We start from the raw sequence: 16,086 nt of genomic DNA on the forward strand, positions 1-16,086 counted from the left end.
ATCACTCCCTTACCAACAACTCGTTCAAAGCCCGGTGGAGAATGGCCTGAAAGCGGCTTTCCGCCTGTTTATACACCTCCGGCGAAGCTATGCTCTCGCTTTGGGTCCGTTTGGCCACCACCCCGCACAGGCTGGCTGCCTTCATTCCCAGGGCCTGGGCCGTCACAAACACGGCGGCGGTTTCCATTTCATAATTGGTGACCCCCAGCTGCTGCCATTCCTTCATGCTGCCCTGGAAACGGCGGGGCACGTACCCGGTAAAGCTGTCATACCGTTCCTGGCCGGGCCAAAAGGTATCCGAAGATACGCAGATGCCCACCTGGTGCGGGATATTGAGCAGCCGGGCAGCATACACCAAGAGCTGGGTCAGTTCCAGGTCCGCTACCGCGGGAAATTCCAAGGGGGCGTAGTGGGTACTGGTACCCTCCAGCCGCACCGCTCCCTTGATGATGACCACCTCTCCCAGGTTCAGGTTCTCCTGGATGGAGCCGGTGGTGCCCACCCGGATCACCCGGCGAATGCCCAAACGGGCCAGTTCCTCCAGACAAATGGCGGTGGACGGCCCTCCCATGCCTGTAGAGCAGACCAGCACCGGCTTGTCCTGCACCTGCGCCAGGGCGCTGGTGTATTCCCGGTGGCTGGTCAGATCAATGGTCGGCCCCATAGCCTCTGCCAGGGACCGGACACGCCCCGGGTCTCCGGGCAGTAACGCGATATCCGCTCCCAGAAGCATGTTCTGGGACAATTGGGTGTGGTACAATACTTCTTCTGGTTTTGCGTAATGTCCCATACAAACTCCTTTCCGGCCACAACGGCCAACTCAGTATACTTATATAATAACACGCAGGCGGAAAAAATGCGGGGCAAAAATTGCTTTTGCTCCGCATTCTCTTCCTTATTCTTCCATTTCTTTTTGTACCGTTTCTTCACAGGAACGCATGGCCAAAATGCTCTGCTCAAACAGTTTGTTGAGATCCCAGCCCAGCATATCGGCTCCCTGCTGGATTACGTCCCGGCTGCAGCCGGCGGCGAAATGCTTATCCTTGAATTTCTTCTTCAGGGACTTCACTTCCATATCCTGGACGCTTTTGGAGGGCCGCATCAGGGCTGCGGCCCCAATGAGCCCGGACAGTTCGTCCACGGCATACAGCACCTTTTCCATTTCCAGCTGGGGTTCCACGTCACTGCAGCGGGGCCAGCCGTGGCTGGCTACCGCATGAATCAGCTTTTCGTCCCAGCCTTTTTCCCGGAGGATTTCCGCTTCCTTCCGGCAGTGCTGGTCCGGATATTTTTCATAATCCAAATCGTGGAGCAGACCTACCAGGCCCCAGAAATCTTCTTCGTCCCCGTAGCCCAATTCCCGGGCAAAATAGCGCATACAGCCTTCTACCGTCAGCCCGTGCTGCCGGTGGAAAGGCTCCTGATTGTATTCCTTTAACAGTTCCCAAGCTTCTTCACGCGTTCCTGCCATAGCTTTCTCTCCCCTCGGATATTTGAGTATTGTGGAAAATTCCCCTATAGTATAGCACAAACCTGGGGTATCCGCCTAAAAAAATGCCGTGCCCAAAGGCACGGCCAATTTTATTTTGCATAATCCACGGCACGGGTTTCCCGCACAATGACCACTTTGATCTGCCCAGGATATTCCATATCCTCTTCGATCTTTTTGGCCACGTCGTGAGCCAGAATGACGGAATCATCGTCGTCAATCTTATCCGGCTTCACCATAATACGGATTTCCCGGCCTGCCTGGACAGCATAGCATTTTTCTACGCCATCGAAGGATTCGGCAATTTCTTCCAATCGCGTCAACCGTTTCAGGTAGGTTTCCAGGGTTTCCCGGCGAGCTCCCGGACGGGCTGCCGAAATGGCATCCGCGGCAGAAACCAGGACCGCCTGGACGGAGGTTGCTTCGCAGTCTCCGTGGTGGGACATGATGGTATTGATGACGATATCGGATTCGTGATACCGTTTGGCCACTTCTGCCCCCAGATCCACATGGGATCCTTCCACCTCGTGGTCCACAGCCTTGCCAATATCATGCAGCAGGCCGGCCCGTTTGGCGGAGTTTACATCCACGCCCAGTTCGGCAGCCATAAGGCCAGCCAAATGGGCAACTTCGGTGGAATGCTTCAGCACGTTCTGACCATAGCTGGTGCGGTATTTAAGCCGGCCCAGCAGTTTGATCAGTTCAGGATGCAGTCCATGAACGCCTGTTTCAAAGGTAGCCTGTTCACCGGCTTCCTTAATTTTCTGATCCAGTTCTTTTTGGGCCTTTTCCACCATTTCCTCAATACGGGCAGGATGGATACGGCCATCATTGATGAGCTTCTCCAGGGCAATCCGGGCAACTTCCCGGCGCACAGGGTCAAAGCCGGAAATAATGACAGCTTCCGGCGTATCATCAATGATCAAATCGATACCAGTTAAGGTTTCCAGGGTACGGATATTCCGGCCTTCCCGGCCAATAATCCGTCCCTTCATTTCGTCGTTGGGCAGGGGAACAACGGTAACCGTAGTTTCCGTAACCTGATCAGCCGCACAGCGCTGAATGGCAAGGGAAATGATTTCCCGGGCCTTCTGGTCTGCCACGTCCTTGGCTTCCTGTTCCATATCCTTGATCAAACGGGCTTTGTCGTGTTTGACTTCTTCCCGTACATTGTCCAACAATTCCTGCTTGGCTTCATCGCTGGTCAAACCGGAAATCCGTTCCAGTTCTGTGACCTGCTGGCCATAAAGAGCATCGACTTTAGCTTGGGCAGCCTGCAGACGGTTGCTTTGCTCAATGAGTTTTTCTTCCTTCTTCTCATAAGCATCCATTTTCTTGTCGACGTTTTCTTCCTTTTGCACCAAGCGTCGTTCATTTTTACTGAGTTCAGCTCTTCTTTCCTTGTTCTCCCGTTCCATTTCAAAACGCAGACGGTGGATTTCCTCCTTGGCTTCCAATAAAGCTTCCTTTTTCTTGGCTTCGGCGTCACGCATAGCCTCTTCCAGGATTTCTTTGGCTCTATCTTCTGCAGCCCCGATTTTGCCTTCGGCAACATTTTTCCGGGCCATATAGCCACCGCCCACACCTAACAAACAAAGGACAAGAGCGATAAATACACTAATGGGATCTATGATGTACACCTCCTCTTCTCTAGAATTTTTGCAAAACTTGTTCATACAATAAATAAGGCAACCAGAGGTCGCCTTAAAACCCAATAAACACGATTGGACAAAGTTATTTTATAGTATTTTCATAAGAGTGTCAATAAAGCTGCACAGCAAAAAGGGGACTATGCCTCGCATAGCCCCGCTTCTATACTTTTTCTGCTAAAACAGGTCTTCTTCCCCGCCAGCTTCCTGCCACAATTGCAGGGCAGAAGCAATGGCTCCAAAGCCAAAGCCCCGGGAAGCCAGGCCTCTGGACAAGGCGGCTTTCCCCTTCCGGGGGTCTGCCTTGTACTTGCGCTGGAATTTTCCCAGTTGGGTCCTGGCCCAGTCACAGGCCCGCTCTGTTTCTTCTTCTTCCGTTACCTGGGCCAGTTCTTCCTGAATCAGTTCCTGGGGCACCTGCTTTTTGCTGAGCATCAGCCGCAGGTACTGGCGGCCGTAAAACCGCTTGCCCCGCCAGGCTGCCGTAATCCGGGCGGCGCAGCGGGCGTCGTCCAGGAAATGGCGTTCCGTCAGCTTGGCCAAAACCTGGTCTGCAAGGTCCTCCGGGCATTCCCGCTCCAACAGCTTGTCCCGCAGCTCAAACCGGGTGAAATCCCGCAGGGACAGCTTGTCCAAGGCAAAGTTATAGGCTTCGGCGTAGGTACCCAGGGCTTTTCCCGACTTATTCCACATTGTCCGGATTATCCTCCGGCGTCATGAGAAGGCCATCGTCTTCTTCCGGCTGGGCAGGAGCTGCCTGGGCCGTACTGGCCAGACCGGCTGCTGCCCGGATTTTCTGCTCAATTTCCGCAGCCATATCCTTGTGTTCTTTCAGGAAAGTCTTGGTATTTTCCCGGCCCTGGCCAATGCGTTCATCCCCGTAGGAATACCAGGCGCCGCTCTTATTGATAATTTCGTACTGGACCCCCAGGTCCACCAGGCAGCCCTCGTGGGAAATGCCCTGGCCATACATAATATCGAATTCGGCCTGCTTAAAGGGAGGTGCAACCTTGTTTTTCACCACTTTCACCCGGGTCCGATTGCCGATGATTTCGTTGCCGTTCTTCAGGCTTTCAATCCGGCGTACATCCATCCGGATGGTGGAATAGAATTTCAGGGCCCGGCCGCCGGTGGTGGTTTCCGGGTTGCCGAACATCACGCCTACTTTTTCCCGGATCTGGTTGATGAACACCGTAGCCGTCCGGGACTTGGAAATGATACCCGTGAGTTTCCGCAGGGCCTGGCTCATCAGCCGGGCCTGGAGGCCCACATGGGATTCACCCATTTCCCCTTCGATTTCTGCCTTGGGCACCAGGGCTGCTACGGAGTCGATGACGATAATGTCAATAGCACCGCTGCGCACCAGGGCGTCGCAGATTTCCAGGGCCTGTTCGCCGGTATCCGGCTGGGAAATCAAGAGGTTGTCCACATCCACCCCCAGGTTCCGGGCGTATTCCGGATCCAGGGCGTGTTCGGCGTCGATGAAAGCTGCATAGCCGCCGCGCTTTTGGGCTTCGGCAATCATGTGCAGGGCAACCGTAGTTTTACCGGAAGATTCCGGTCCATAGATTTCAATCACCCGGCCCCGGGGAATACCCCCTACTCCCAATGCCAAATCCAGGGATAGTGCACCTGTAGGAATGGTTTCTATATTCATCTTGGCGCTGGCTGCCCCCAATTTCATAATGGAGCCTTTGCCAAAATCCTTTTCAATCTGTTTTAAAGCCGCATCCAGGGCTTTCGTCTTATCTGCATCCATACTCATGAATTCATCTCCTTGTCCATTGCTGTACATTATCTATTTTACAAACATTTGTTCGTTTCGTCAAGATTTTCTAGGAAGCTCTCTCAGCTCGTCGGGAGTAAAGTGGTACGATTTGTTGCAGTATTGGCAATGAACCTCGGTTTGAGGGTCTTGAAGAATTTCCTGGAAGTCCTTTTCCGGCAGGCCGCAGAGCATCTGGGCCACCTTTTCCCGGCTGCAGCTGCAATGGAAGGAAACCGGGTGGGATTCCAGAATTTCTACCGGCAGGCCTTTGGCTACCCGGCGAATCATCTCCTCCGGGGTACAGCCGCTGCTCAGCAGTTCGGTTACGTAGGGCAGGGTCAGGATATTGTCTTCCAAGGTCTTGGCCGTTTCTTCGGACGCTTCCGGCAGCAGCTGGACAAAGTAACCGCCGGCAGTGGCCACAGAGCCGTCCTTTTCAATCAGGACGCCCAGGGCAACGCTGGAAGGGGTCTGCTCGGACACGTACAGGTACCGGGTCAGGTCCGCAGCGATTTCCCCACTTTTCAGGGTGGAAACCCCGGTAAAGGGTTCGCCCTTTTCCGGGCACCGGGTGACGGTGACAATGCCGTAATGGCCGACCCCGCCGCCTACATCCAGTTTGCCGTTTTTGGACGGCAGCATCACTTCCGGGTGCATCACAAAGCCCCGGACCGTGTAATCCCGGGCATCGGCCATCACCTGGCCCAAAGGCCCGTCGCCCTTAAAGCGCACCGTTACCGCTTCCCCGGACTTCATGGTAGCCGCCAGGAGCAGAGCCCCGGCAGCGGTACGGCCCAGGGCCGCCGCAGCCAGAGGAGAGCAGTGATGGATTTCGTTCATATATTGGGTCAGGTGGGTGGTGCTTACCGCATAAATCCGGGCATCCCCCGCCGTAGCCTTGACTAAAATATCTTCGGACATCTTACAGGCTCCGGGTCAGGTTGACCATTTCAATCATGGACAGGGCCGTATCGGAACCCTTGTTGCCGGCCTTGGTACCAGCCCGTTCCACAGCCTGTTCAATATTTTCGGTAGTGAGTACGCCAAAGCCGGTGGGAACGCCAGTTTCCATGTTCACCAGGGCAATGCCCTTGGACACTTCGCTGCATACGTAGTCATAGTGGCTGGTAGCGCCGCGAATCACTGCGCCCAGGCAGATGATGCCGTCGTATTTGCCGCTTTGGGCCATTTTCTTGGCTACCAGGGGGATTTCAAAAGCCCCGGGAACCCAGGCCACCGTAATGTCGTCTTCTGCTACGCCGTGACGCACCAGGGTGTCTTCCGCGCCGCTGAGCAGCTTGCTGGTAATGAACTCATTGAAACGGGCAACTACGATGCCAAATTTTAAACCCTCTGCCAGTAAATTTCCTTCTACTACTTTCATTTTTTAGCCTCCACTTCTTTTTCGTGTAATTCATGTCCCATGCGGACTTGTTTGGTTACCATATAGTGATGGTTGTAGCAATTGTCTTTCATGATGATGGGCACGGTTTCCGTAATGGTAATGCCGTAGCCGGACAGGCCCGCCCGTTTGGCCGGGTTATTGGTCATCAGCCGGATGGTGGTAAGACCCAGGTCCGCCAGGATTTGGGCACCAATGCCATAATCCCGCATATCCGGGGCAAAGCCCAGTTTCACGTTGGCGTCCACCGTATCCAGGCCCTGGTCCTGGAGTTCATAGGCCCGCAGTTTGTTGGCCAGGCCAATGCCCCGGCCTTCCTGGCGCATATACAGCACCACGCCGCAGCCTTCCTTCTCGATCATGCGCAGGGCCGTAGCCAATTGGTCCCCGCAGTCACAGCGCAGGGAGCCGAAGGCGTCCCCGGTGAGGCATTCGGAGTGGACCCGGACCAGCACGTTCTTTTTGCCGGTAATGTCCCCTTTGATAATGGCCACATGGCATTTGTCGTCCAGATCATTTTCGTAGCCGATGGCCCGGAAGGTGCCGTACTTGCTGGGCAGGGCCACGTTGGCAATCCGGTGGACCATTTTTTCGGTCTTTTTCCGGTAAGCTACCAGGTCTGCCACGGTAATGAAGGTCAATTGGTGCTCTTTGGCAAATTCCATCAGCTCGGGGGTCCGGGCCATGGTGCCGTCAGCGCTCATGATTTCGCAGCAGATGCCCACCGGCTTCAGGCCTGCCAGCCGGCACAGGTCCGTAGTGGCTTCCGTATGACCGGTACGGCGCAGCACGCCGCCTTCCTTGCTGCGCAGGGGGAATACGTGGCCGGGCCGGCGGAAGTCGGAGGCCTTGGCGTCGTCCTCAGCGCATTTTTTCATGGTGTAGGCCCGTTCCACAGCGGAAATGCCGGTGGTGGTATCCTTATGGTCGATGGAAACGGTGAAGGCCGTTTCGTGGTTATCGGTGTTGTTGGCTACCATGGGGTCTAATTGCAGCCGGTCCAGAATTTTGCCGTCGCAGGGCATACAGATCAGGCCTTTGGCGTAGGTGGCCATGAAGTTGATGGCTTCCGTGGTCACGTGCTCTGCGCTCATGATCAGGTCCCCTTCGTTTTCCCGGTCGGCATCATCGGTAACCAGCACCATCTTGCCGGCTTTCAGGTCGGCAATGGCCTGTTCAATGGTGTCAAATTTATACTCTTGTTCCATAGGTAATTTCCTCCTTAAAAGAAGCCATTTTCCAACAAGGTTTCCTTGGTCAGGCCCCCTGTTTTGCGTTTTTCCAGCATGCGCTGGACGTACTTGCCCAAAATATCGGTTTCCAGGTTCACCTTGTCGCCGGGCTTTTTGAAACCCAGGGTGGTGAACTGGACCGTCAAGGGAATCAGGGATACGGAAAAAGTGGTATCCGTGACTTCCGTAATGGTAAGACTTATGCCGTCAATGGCAATGGAGCCCTTGCTGACCATGCCCTGGAGCAGTTCCGGCCCGCAGCTGATGGTGGTGACCTTGGCAATGCCTTCCGGCACCATCTTCACAATGGTGCCCACCCCATCTACGTGGCCGCTGACAATGTGGCCGTCCAGGCCGTCCCCTACATGGAGGGTCCGTTCCAGGTTTACCTTGTCCCCCCGCTTCAGGCTGCCAATGGTGGTGTGCCGGGCAGATTCCGGCATGACGTCCACGGTGAAGTGGCCCTGGTCAAAATGGGTCACGGTGAGGCAGGCCCCGTTGCAGCAGACGCTTTCCCCAATGGAGAGCAGCGGCGGAATCTTTTTGGCGGCAATGGTCAGCCGGTAGGAATTCTGTTCCCGGCGCAGGGTGTCCACCGTCCCCAGTTCCGCAACCAGTCCTGTAAACATACGCTCAGCCCCTTTCCAAAAGGCCCGTAAGCATAAAATCCTCACCAAACACCTTATGCTGTGGTTCGCTGAGGGTAACCCGCTGGGCCATGGTTCTGGCCCCCCGGCCTCCAATGGCCGTCAGGTTCTTTTTCCCGCCCAAAAGGCAGGGAGCGATAAAGGCGTATACCCGCTGGGCCAGTTTCAGGTCCAGGAAGGAGCCATGGATTTGGCTGCCCCCCTCCACCAGCAGGCTGGTGATGTTGTTTTCGCCCAGTCGGTCCAGCAGTGCCCCCAGGTCCAGGGTACCGCCGTTTTCCGGCAGCTGCCAGATGGTCACCTGGTCCAGCCCCTTGAAGGCTGCCAGCCGTTCCGGATCTGCCTTGCAGGAGGTAACCAAAAGGGTTTTGGCCTCCCCGTCCTGGAAGACCTTCCGGTCCACCGGCAGCTGGCATTTGCTGTCCAGCACTATCCGCAGGGGATTTTTGCCTTCCACCAGCCGCACCGTCAGGGACGGGTCATCATTTAGCACCGTATTTTTCCCTACCAGAATGGCGTCGTACTGGCTCCGGAGAGTATGGGCGTATTTCCGGGATTCTTCCCCGCTGATCCATTTGGAATCCCCGGAAGCCGTGGCAATTTTCCCGTCCAGGGTCATGGCGTATTTCAGTGCCGTAAAGGGCCGCTTGTGGGTTACCCAATGGAGAAACACCTCGTTCTGGCGCCGGGCTTCCTCAGCCAGCACCCCGGTAACCACTTCCACGCCGGCTTCCCGGAGCCGGGCAAAGCCCTTGCCCCCTACCAGGGGATTGGGGTCCTCAATAGCGGCCACTACCTTGCGGATGCCCGCCTTGATCAGCGCCTCGCAGCAGGGACCCGTGCGCCCGTAATGGGAACAGGGCTCCAGGGTAACATAGGCCGTAGCACCCTTAGTTTTCTCCCCGGCGTCCGCCATGGCATTTACTTCTGCGTGGGGCTGCCCCGCCTTGTGGTGATAGCCCCGTCCTACAATTTCGCCCTCAGGGCTGACGATAACGCAGCCCACCAGCGGATTAGGGCTGGTATTTCCCCGCGCCTGCTCCGCCAGGTCCAGAGCGATTCTCATATATTCCTGATCTGTCAAAAGTCCACCTGCTTTCTGCAAAATAAAAGCCGCACTGCCTGGGGCAGCACGGCAAAAATACACTTTTCGCTGTCTTTTCTCATCCAGACTGTACTGTCGGTATCGGGATTCCACCGATTCGTGCTTGCGCTCGCGGACTGTAACCGCCGGTAGGGAGTTCCACCCCGCCCCAAAGACAATTTCACTATAAAATTACTCATTCATTATATCATATGCACGGGACTTTGCAACCGCCTAGCCAAAGAAGCGGATCCGGGTCCGGCGGCCGTCCGGGGACACGTAATACAGATTGCCCAAATGCAGGGAGCCGTCCACCAGCTCAAACTGGGGCGCCACAATATCCCCGCCATCGGACTTGATTTCCACATCGCTGAACTTTAACTCCTTGTACTGGTTGGAAAAGGTGCCGTGAATGGAATTGAACTGGACAATGGCGTACATCCCCTTGCCGGAATAGAAGGAGCCATAGGTCAGGGTGGACCGGTTGTCCCCATCGCAGAGCATCTTCAGGTCCAGCTGCACCAGGCAGCGGAAGAAGGGCACTCCGGTGGCGTCCTCGCTGTGGAGGTCGTGACCCATCACGTTGACCGTATAGGCCTTGGTATCGATGTTGAAGCCCCCGTGGGCATCGCAGGTACCGCCAAACACATCTGCCGTCACGTTCTGGGCATCAATATAGCCGTCGGCGTATTTAAAATTGCCCTTGACCTTGGTAAATTTCAGACCGGGCAGGTTCAGGTTGGGCATATACAGCTGGCCTACAATCACCGGATCCGGCAGGTCCCCGGTAACATTGGCGGCGGCGGTCACCCGTTCGTGGATATTCAGCCCCGTTCCCAGGGAAGACGGATTCAGTTCCTTGATGCCCAGCTTCAGGTCGTAGGTGGACACCCGGGGTTTCAGGTCAACCGCTCCCTGGATATCCACTCCTTTGCCTTCCAGGGTACCCCCCAGTTCACCGGTAGAAAAGTCGATGGTCAGTTTGTCCTTGCTGTTGTAGTGCAGATTGGCATTTACATCCTCAAAGGTATGGGTCCGCTGCTTGTAGTAGGCCGTCAGGTGGCAGTGGTTCAGGAGTACCTCCACATTGACATTTTTCAGCTTGATGTCAAAGTTTTTCCGGTCTCCCTTTTTCCGCTGCTCCGGCGGCGGCAGCTGGGCAGCCCGGATGCCCCGGACGTGCATATTTTCGCTGAAGGTCAGGACAATATCTGCGTCGTCCAGCTGGAGCCGTTCAATGGTCCGGCTGTTGGTCCGCCGCAGGATAATGTCCAGGGGATTCACGTGGAAATACCCGTTGGGAATGGTTATCCGGTTGCCGTCGTGGGCCCCCTTCCACTCCAGGTTTTCAAAATGCACGTGGCCAAAGGGGGTAGCGGTAATCCGCTCCACCGTAATGGTGCCGTCCAGGTAGTGCTGCCGGGCCATTTCCCGGTTGAAAATGGCAGCTGCATGGATGCTGGCCAGATAGGCCAGCCAGCTGACCACCAAAAGGGCGGCCAGCAGACCTACCACTACCAGTTTGATTTTGACCTTATGGGTCCGCCAAAATGCCTTCATCGACAGTTACCGCAGGGCGGCAATGGCTTCCTGCCGGTCCGGCGCACCAAAGATGTAGGAACCGGCCACCAGCACATTGGCGCCGGCTTCCCGTACCTGTTTGGCCGTTTCGGCGTTGACGCCGCCGTCCACTTCGATGAGGGTCTTCAGTTCCCGGGCTTCCAGCATAGCCTTCAGACGGCGGATTTTGTCCACGCTGGCCGGGATGAACTTCTGGCCCCCAAACCCCGGGTTGACGCTCATCAGGAGAATCATATCCGCGTCGGCCAGGACTTCTTCCACCAGGCACAGGGGAGAAGCCGGGTTCAGGGCCACCCCAGCCTGGATGCCCTTGCTGTGGATGGTCTGCAGCACCCGGTGGAGATGATGGGTGGCCTCGGCGTGGACCACAATCATGTCCGCCCCGGCAGCGGCAAAGCTGTCGATATAGTTTTCCGGATGTTCCACCATCAAGTGGCAGTCGAAGAACATATCCGTCCATTTCCGGAGGCATTTCACCACCGGCGCCCCAAAGGTCAGGTTGGGCACGAATTGGCCGTCCATTACGTCAATATGCACCCAATCGGCACCGGCTTCTTTCAGGCTGGCAGTTTCTTCGGCCAGCCGGGCAAAATCGGAGGAAAGAATGGAAGGAGCAATGATTGTCATGATTTTTGACCTCTTTTCTTTTGTGCCGCCAATTCCTGGCGGATCATGCAGTAGGATTCATACCGGCTGGCGGCAATTTCTCCAGCAGCCACCGCTGCCTTTACGGCACAGTCCGGTTCATGGGTATGGGTACAGCCGCTAAACCGGCACTGCCCGGCCCGGGCTTTCAGTTCCCGGAACCCCTGGGCCGCATCGTCCATAACCAGTTCGGCCAAGTCGATATTGCCGAACCCTGGGGTATCCACAATGTAGCCCCCCTGGAAGGGCAGCAGTTCCGCAAAGCGGGTGGTATGCCGGCCCCGGCCGATTTTGGCGCTTACCTGGCCTGTTTTTAAAGAAAGTTCCGGATTCAGGTGATTCAATAAAGTGGATTTTCCCACCCCGGAAGGACCGCCAAACACCACCGTGCTGTCCAAGATTTTTTCCAGCAGGGCGTCCAGGCCCTTGCCGTTTTTGGCTTCCACCTGAAGCACCGGGTAGCCCAGGGGGGCGTACACGGCTTCCAGCCGGGCAAAGAACCCTTCAGGCGCCAGGTCAGCCTTGTTGAGCACCAGGACGGCGGGAATGTTTGCGGCTTCTGCCAGGGCCAGCAATTTATCGATTAAAAGAAAGCTGGGGTCCGGGTCGGCACAGGCAAACACCGCCGCCAGCCAGTCCACATTGGCCACCAGGGGACGCTGGAGCAGGTTCCGGCGGGGCAGGATTTCCGTAATCATGCCCTCGTCCCCGGCTGCGTCCAGTTCCACCCGGTCGCCGGCGGCAATGATAAAGCGTTTCTGCTTCAGCCGGCCCCGAACCTTGCAGGTGTACCAGGTTCCGTTGTCCCCCAGCACATAATAGTAGCCGTTATAGGTTTTGATGATTCTTCCTGTTTGCTGACTCACAGGGATTTATCCTCCGCCAAAGCGCCGTTCACATAAATCTGTACGCTGGCATCCGGGCCCAAGGTGACCTGACGGGTAATCTGGGTTCCCGGCGCAACGGAGCCCGAGAATACCGTCCGGCTGCTGGTGGCATCGGATGCAATGATTTTCACGGTTTTGGCGCTGCCGCTGCCGGGTACCGTGTAGGTAATGGTCCGGGTGGAAGTAGTGCTGCCGGAAGAAGAGGAACTATCCTTGGTTTCCTTCTTTTCTTCCTTCTTGCCGGCGGATACCACCAGGTTCACCGTGCTGCCCCGTTCCACTACTTGGCCGGCCCCGGGGCTCACAGAGAGCACCGTGCCCTTGGCCTTGTCGCTATTGGTTTCTTCCAGCTTGCCCACGGTCAGGCCCATATCGCTGAGCTTGCTTCTGGCATCGTCCAGGGACAATCCTTCCAGGGAAGGCACAGCAGTCTGATTGCCGCTGATATTCATGACCAGGTCCACGCTGGTTCCTGGGGTTACCTTGCTGCCTGCGGATACGCTTTGGGAAATCACCGTACCCTGGGGCACGCTGGAATCATATTTCACCGTCAGGGAGCCCACCTTCAGCTTGGCTTTCTCCAAAAGCTGGGTGGCCTCGGACAGGCTCTTTTTCTTCAGGTCGGGCACCACCCCGGGTTCCGCCCCCTGGCTGACCACCAGTTTGATTTTCCGGCCGGCCTTCACCTTGCTGCCCGCACCCGGGCTCTGCTTGATGACCACGCCTTCGGCCACGGTGGGACTGTATTCCTTGGTGACCTCAAAGCCCAAATTGGCCTTGGTCAGCAGCAGTTCTGCTTCTGCCTGGGGCTTGCCCTTCACATCGGGTACGGGAATATCCCCGCTGGTATAGCTTAAAATGGCGTAGATTACGCCGCTTAGGACCACAATGGCCGCCAGGAAAAAGGCCAGGAATTTTTTCTTTTTGGCCCGGGCTGCCGCCTCCTCTTCCGGGGTCGGCACATCGTCCTTTTTGGGTTCTGCCGGCTGGGGTTTCAAAATCCCGTCCAGCATCTGGGTCTTGCTGATAACCATGGTCTCGTCGCTGACCGGCTTCCGGCTGGACGTATCGTACCAGGCCGGATCCAGGGGTTCTTCCTTGCCCAAAAGCCGGGTCTGGGCGTCCTTCAGGTCCGCCAGGAAATCATCGGCGGAAGCGTACCGCAGCTGGGGATTCTTGGCCAGGGCCTTGGTGACAATGTTGTCCAGATAGTAGGGAATGTCCGGGTCATAGCGCCGGGCCGAAGGGGTGGATGACTCCAGATGGTGCCGGGCCACCTCCAGGGGTGTTGCTCCATCGTAGGGCAGCTTGCCGGTAAGCATTTCAAAGAAGACCACCCCCAGGGAATACAGGTCCGATTGGGGGGTTACCGGCTGGCCGGCAGCCTGCTCCGGAGACAGGTAGTACACGGACCCGATAACGTTCTTGTCCGGCCCATTGCTGGGCTGGCCAAAGGCCCGGGCAATGCCAAAGTCGGTGATTTTGGCCACGCCCTTGGTGTCGATGAGGATGTTCTGGCTCTTTACGTCACAGTGGACAATGGAATGGTCATGGGCCTGTTTCAGGGCCGAGCAGATGCCGATGGCGTAGCGGACTGCGGTCTTGTAGTCCAGGGCCCCGTTTTCTTCAATGACTTCCTTCAGGGAGCGGCCCACCACGTATTCCATGACAATGTAATAGATTTCGTGTTCGTTGCCGCAGTCATAGATATTGACGATATTGGGATGGGACAGGCCGGCCGCATTGCAGGCTTCCTGCCGGAAGCGAGCCACAAACTGCTTGTCCTGGATAAACTGGTCCCGGAGGATTTTGATGCCTACGTCCCGGTGCAGTACCGTATCGTAGCCATGGAACACTTCGGCCATACCGCCGCCGCCAATTTTATCAATAATCTCATACCGGCCGTTCAAGGTTATTCTTCCGTTCATTTGACAGCCTCCAAATCGATGACAATAAAGGAAATGTTATCTTCGCCGCCTGCGGTAATGGCTCCGTCCAGCAGGCCGTCCGCCAGCCGGTCCAGGTTTTTGTATCCCAGGAGCCGTTCGATTTCCGCTTCGCTGATCATATTGGTGAGCCCGTCGGAGCAGATGAGGAGCTTTTGGGCACCCTCCAGCAGTACTTCAAAGGTGTCCACCTCCACCGCTTCCTCCACCCCAATGGCCCGGGTGATCATATGCTTCTGGTCGGACTGGTCCGCTTCTGCCTGGGTCATCTGCTTTTGCCGCACCAGCTCGGCCACATAGCTGTGGTCACTGGTCACCTGGCGCAGTTGGCCTTCCTGGAAGACGTAGATCCGGCTGTCCCCTACGTGGCCCACAAAAGCGCTGCGGGCGTCCGGCAGGTACACAGCGGTCAGGGTGGTTCCCATGCCGTTAAAATTGGGTTTATCCTGGGAAAGTTCCCAGATTTTCCGGTTGATGTTCTGGATGCCGTGCTCCAGGGCAGCAAGAATTTCCTTCCGGGGCACCCCGGACAGGTCCAGCCGTGCCAATTGCTGCACGGCCTCGTAGCTGGCTACTTCACCGGCATCGGCGCCGCCCATGCCATCGGCAATGGCATACAGGTCCGGTTCCCGGACCAAGATGCTGTCTTCATTCTTCGGACGCACCAAACCCCGGCTGGTCCTTGTGACTGCTATCATTTCTTTTGTGCCTCCTTTAAAGCACTGGCCCGCAATTGTCCGCAGGCCGCATTAATGTCTTTGCCCATTTCCCGGCGCACGGTCACGTTGATATGGCGCTTTTTCAGGATTTGGAAGAACCGGTCCACGGCCCGATCATCGGGACGGCGAAAGCCTTTTTCCGGAACCGGGTTGGCAGGGATCAGATTGATGACACATTCCTTATGCTCCAGGGCATCTGCCAGGGCCTGGGCATCTTCCGGCCGGTCATTGAGCCCTGCCAGAAGGATATATTCGTACATGACCTGACGGCCATTGCTTTTTTCGTAGGCTTCCGCTGCCCGGATTACCTCCGGATAGGGGCACCGGTGGTTCACCGGCATCAGCTGGTCCCGCAGTGCCTTGCTGGCGGCGTGCAGGGAGATGGCCAGGTTGATGTTCCGGCCCTGCCGGGTCATTTCCTCAATCCCGGGCACAATGCCGCAGGTGGAAATGGTCATGTTCCGGTAGCCGATGCACTGGCCCCGGTCGCTATGGAGCAGGTCCAGGGCCCGGAGCACATTATCCAGGTTCAGCATGGGTTCCCCGCTGCCCATAATCACCACCCGGCTGACCCGTTCCCCGCTCTCCTGCAGCTGGCTTTGGAAGTAGTACAGCTGGGCCAGGATTTCGGCGGCGGTCAGATTCCGCACAAAGCCGTGGAGGCCGCTGGCGCAGAAGGCGCAATTCATGGCGCAGCCCACCTGGGAAGACAGGCAGGCACTGTAGCCGTAGTCGTGGTGCATCAGCACCGTTTCCACCGTGGCGCCGTCTTCCAGTTCCAGCAGCACCTTGTGGGTCAAGCCGTCCTGGGAGCGGTATTCCTTAATAGGTTTCACCTGTCTGGTCATAATTTTATAATGCTCTGCAAGCAGCTGCCGGTTGTCCTTGGACAGATTGGACATCTGCTCAAAGTCCACGGCGGATTTTTCGTACAGCCAGCGGAACACCTGTTCCGCCCGGAATTTTTTAAGGCCCAGAGCCACCAGTTCTTCCTGAAGCTCGGGCAGGGTGAGTCCCAGGATTTCCCGTTTTGCCAT

General features: G+C 56.6%; 16 protein-coding genes and 1 riboswitch. All 16 genes read right to left on the minus strand.

Annotated features, from left to right (window positions below):
• Position 1: 1 nt before the first annotated feature.
• The 16 genes from udp to rlmN all read right to left on the minus strand — a co-directional run bounded on the left by udp (position 2) and on the right by rlmN (position 16,086).
• Entirely contained in the window at positions 2-790 is a 789-nt protein-coding gene (gene udp, locus LKE88_RS07165) for a uridine phosphorylase (protein ID WP_105326249.1), read from the minus strand.
• A gap of 105 nt (positions 791-895) precedes the next feature.
• Positions 896-1,471 (minus strand): hydrolase, encoded by a 576-nt coding sequence (locus LKE88_RS07170; RefSeq protein WP_105326250.1) that lies wholly within the window; start codon positions 1,469-1,471, stop codon positions 896-898.
• 110 nt (positions 1,472-1,581) lie between these two features.
• A complete protein-coding gene (gene rny / locus LKE88_RS07175) occupies positions 1,582-3,165 on the minus strand; it encodes a ribonuclease Y (RefSeq protein WP_276803192.1) in 1,584 nt (527 codons plus the stop codon).
• A gap of 150 nt (positions 3,166-3,315) precedes the next feature.
• Positions 3,316-3,831 (minus strand): regulatory protein RecX, encoded by a 516-nt coding sequence (locus LKE88_RS07180; RefSeq protein WP_105326252.1) that lies wholly within the window; start codon positions 3,829-3,831, stop codon positions 3,316-3,318.
• Positions 3,821-4,903, minus strand: coding sequence for a recombinase RecA (gene recA, locus LKE88_RS07185; protein ID WP_105326253.1), 1,083 nt, complete (start codon positions 4,901-4,903; stop codon positions 3,821-3,823). The genes LKE88_RS07180 and recA overlap by 11 nt, the downstream gene beginning before the upstream one ends.
• Positions 4,904-4,963: 60 nt before the next feature.
• Positions 4,964-5,827 carry an Hsp33 family molecular chaperone HslO gene (gene hslO, locus LKE88_RS07190; RefSeq protein WP_105326254.1) on the minus strand — a complete coding sequence of 288 codons (864 nt, stop codon included), beginning with the start codon at positions 5,825-5,827 and terminating at the stop codon, positions 4,964-4,966.
• Between the two features lies 1 nt (position 5,828).
• Positions 5,829-6,290 (minus strand): 6,7-dimethyl-8-ribityllumazine synthase, encoded by a 462-nt coding sequence (ribH, locus tag LKE88_RS07195; protein WP_118286739.1) that lies wholly within the window; start codon positions 6,288-6,290, stop codon positions 5,829-5,831.
• Positions 6,287-7,516 (minus strand): bifunctional 3,4-dihydroxy-2-butanone-4-phosphate synthase/GTP cyclohydrolase II, encoded by a 1,230-nt coding sequence (locus LKE88_RS07200; RefSeq protein ID WP_105326256.1) that lies wholly within the window; start codon positions 7,514-7,516, stop codon positions 6,287-6,289. The genes ribH and LKE88_RS07200 overlap by 4 nt, the downstream gene beginning before the upstream one ends.
• 14 nt (positions 7,517-7,530) lie before the next feature.
• Complete coding sequence (locus LKE88_RS07205) at positions 7,531-8,169, minus strand: riboflavin synthase (RefSeq protein ID WP_105326257.1); 639 nt, start codon at positions 8,167-8,169, stop codon at positions 7,531-7,533.
• Between the two features lie 4 nt (positions 8,170-8,173).
• Entirely contained in the window at positions 8,174-9,271 is a 1,098-nt protein-coding gene (gene ribD, locus LKE88_RS07210; RefSeq protein WP_276803195.1) for a bifunctional diaminohydroxyphosphoribosylaminopyrimidine deaminase/5-amino-6-(5-phosphoribosylamino)uracil reductase RibD, read from the minus strand.
• A gap of 67 nt (positions 9,272-9,338) precedes the next feature.
• Positions 9,339-9,452, minus strand: a riboswitch (FMN riboswitch).
• A 53-nt stretch (positions 9,453-9,505) separates the two neighbouring features.
• Positions 9,506-10,831, minus strand: coding sequence for an AsmA family protein (locus LKE88_RS07215; RefSeq protein WP_199614489.1), 1,326 nt, complete (start codon positions 10,829-10,831; stop codon positions 9,506-9,508).
• A 6-nt stretch (positions 10,832-10,837) separates the two neighbouring features.
• The gene (gene rpe, locus LKE88_RS07220) at positions 10,838-11,479 is read right to left on the minus strand and encodes a ribulose-phosphate 3-epimerase (protein ID WP_118286738.1); all 642 of its coding nucleotides are present in this window, start codon (positions 11,477-11,479) and stop codon (positions 10,838-10,840) included.
• Complete coding sequence (rsgA, locus tag LKE88_RS07225) at positions 11,476-12,363, minus strand: ribosome small subunit-dependent GTPase A (protein ID WP_276803197.1); 888 nt, start codon at positions 12,361-12,363, stop codon at positions 11,476-11,478. The genes rpe and rsgA overlap by 4 nt, the downstream gene beginning before the upstream one ends.
• Positions 12,360-14,312: a Stk1 family PASTA domain-containing Ser/Thr kinase gene (gene pknB / locus LKE88_RS07230; RefSeq protein WP_105326262.1), complete on the minus strand. Its 1,953-nt coding sequence runs from the start codon at positions 14,310-14,312 to the stop codon at positions 12,360-12,362. The genes rsgA and pknB overlap by 4 nt, the downstream gene beginning before the upstream one ends.
• A complete protein-coding gene (locus LKE88_RS07235) occupies positions 14,309-15,028 on the minus strand; it encodes a Stp1/IreP family PP2C-type Ser/Thr phosphatase (protein ID WP_105326263.1) in 720 nt (239 codons plus the stop codon). The genes pknB and LKE88_RS07235 overlap by 4 nt, the downstream gene beginning before the upstream one ends.
• Positions 15,025-16,086, minus strand: coding sequence for a dual-specificity RNA methyltransferase RlmN (gene rlmN / locus LKE88_RS07240; RefSeq protein ID WP_276803199.1), 1,062 nt, complete (start codon positions 16,084-16,086; stop codon positions 15,025-15,027). Before rlmN ends, LKE88_RS07235 begins: the two co-directional genes overlap by 4 nt.

It is taken from the genome of Acidaminococcus hominis (assembly GCF_022484025.1).
Taxonomy (GTDB): Bacteria; Bacillota; Negativicutes; order Acidaminococcales; family Acidaminococcaceae; genus Acidaminococcus; species Acidaminococcus hominis.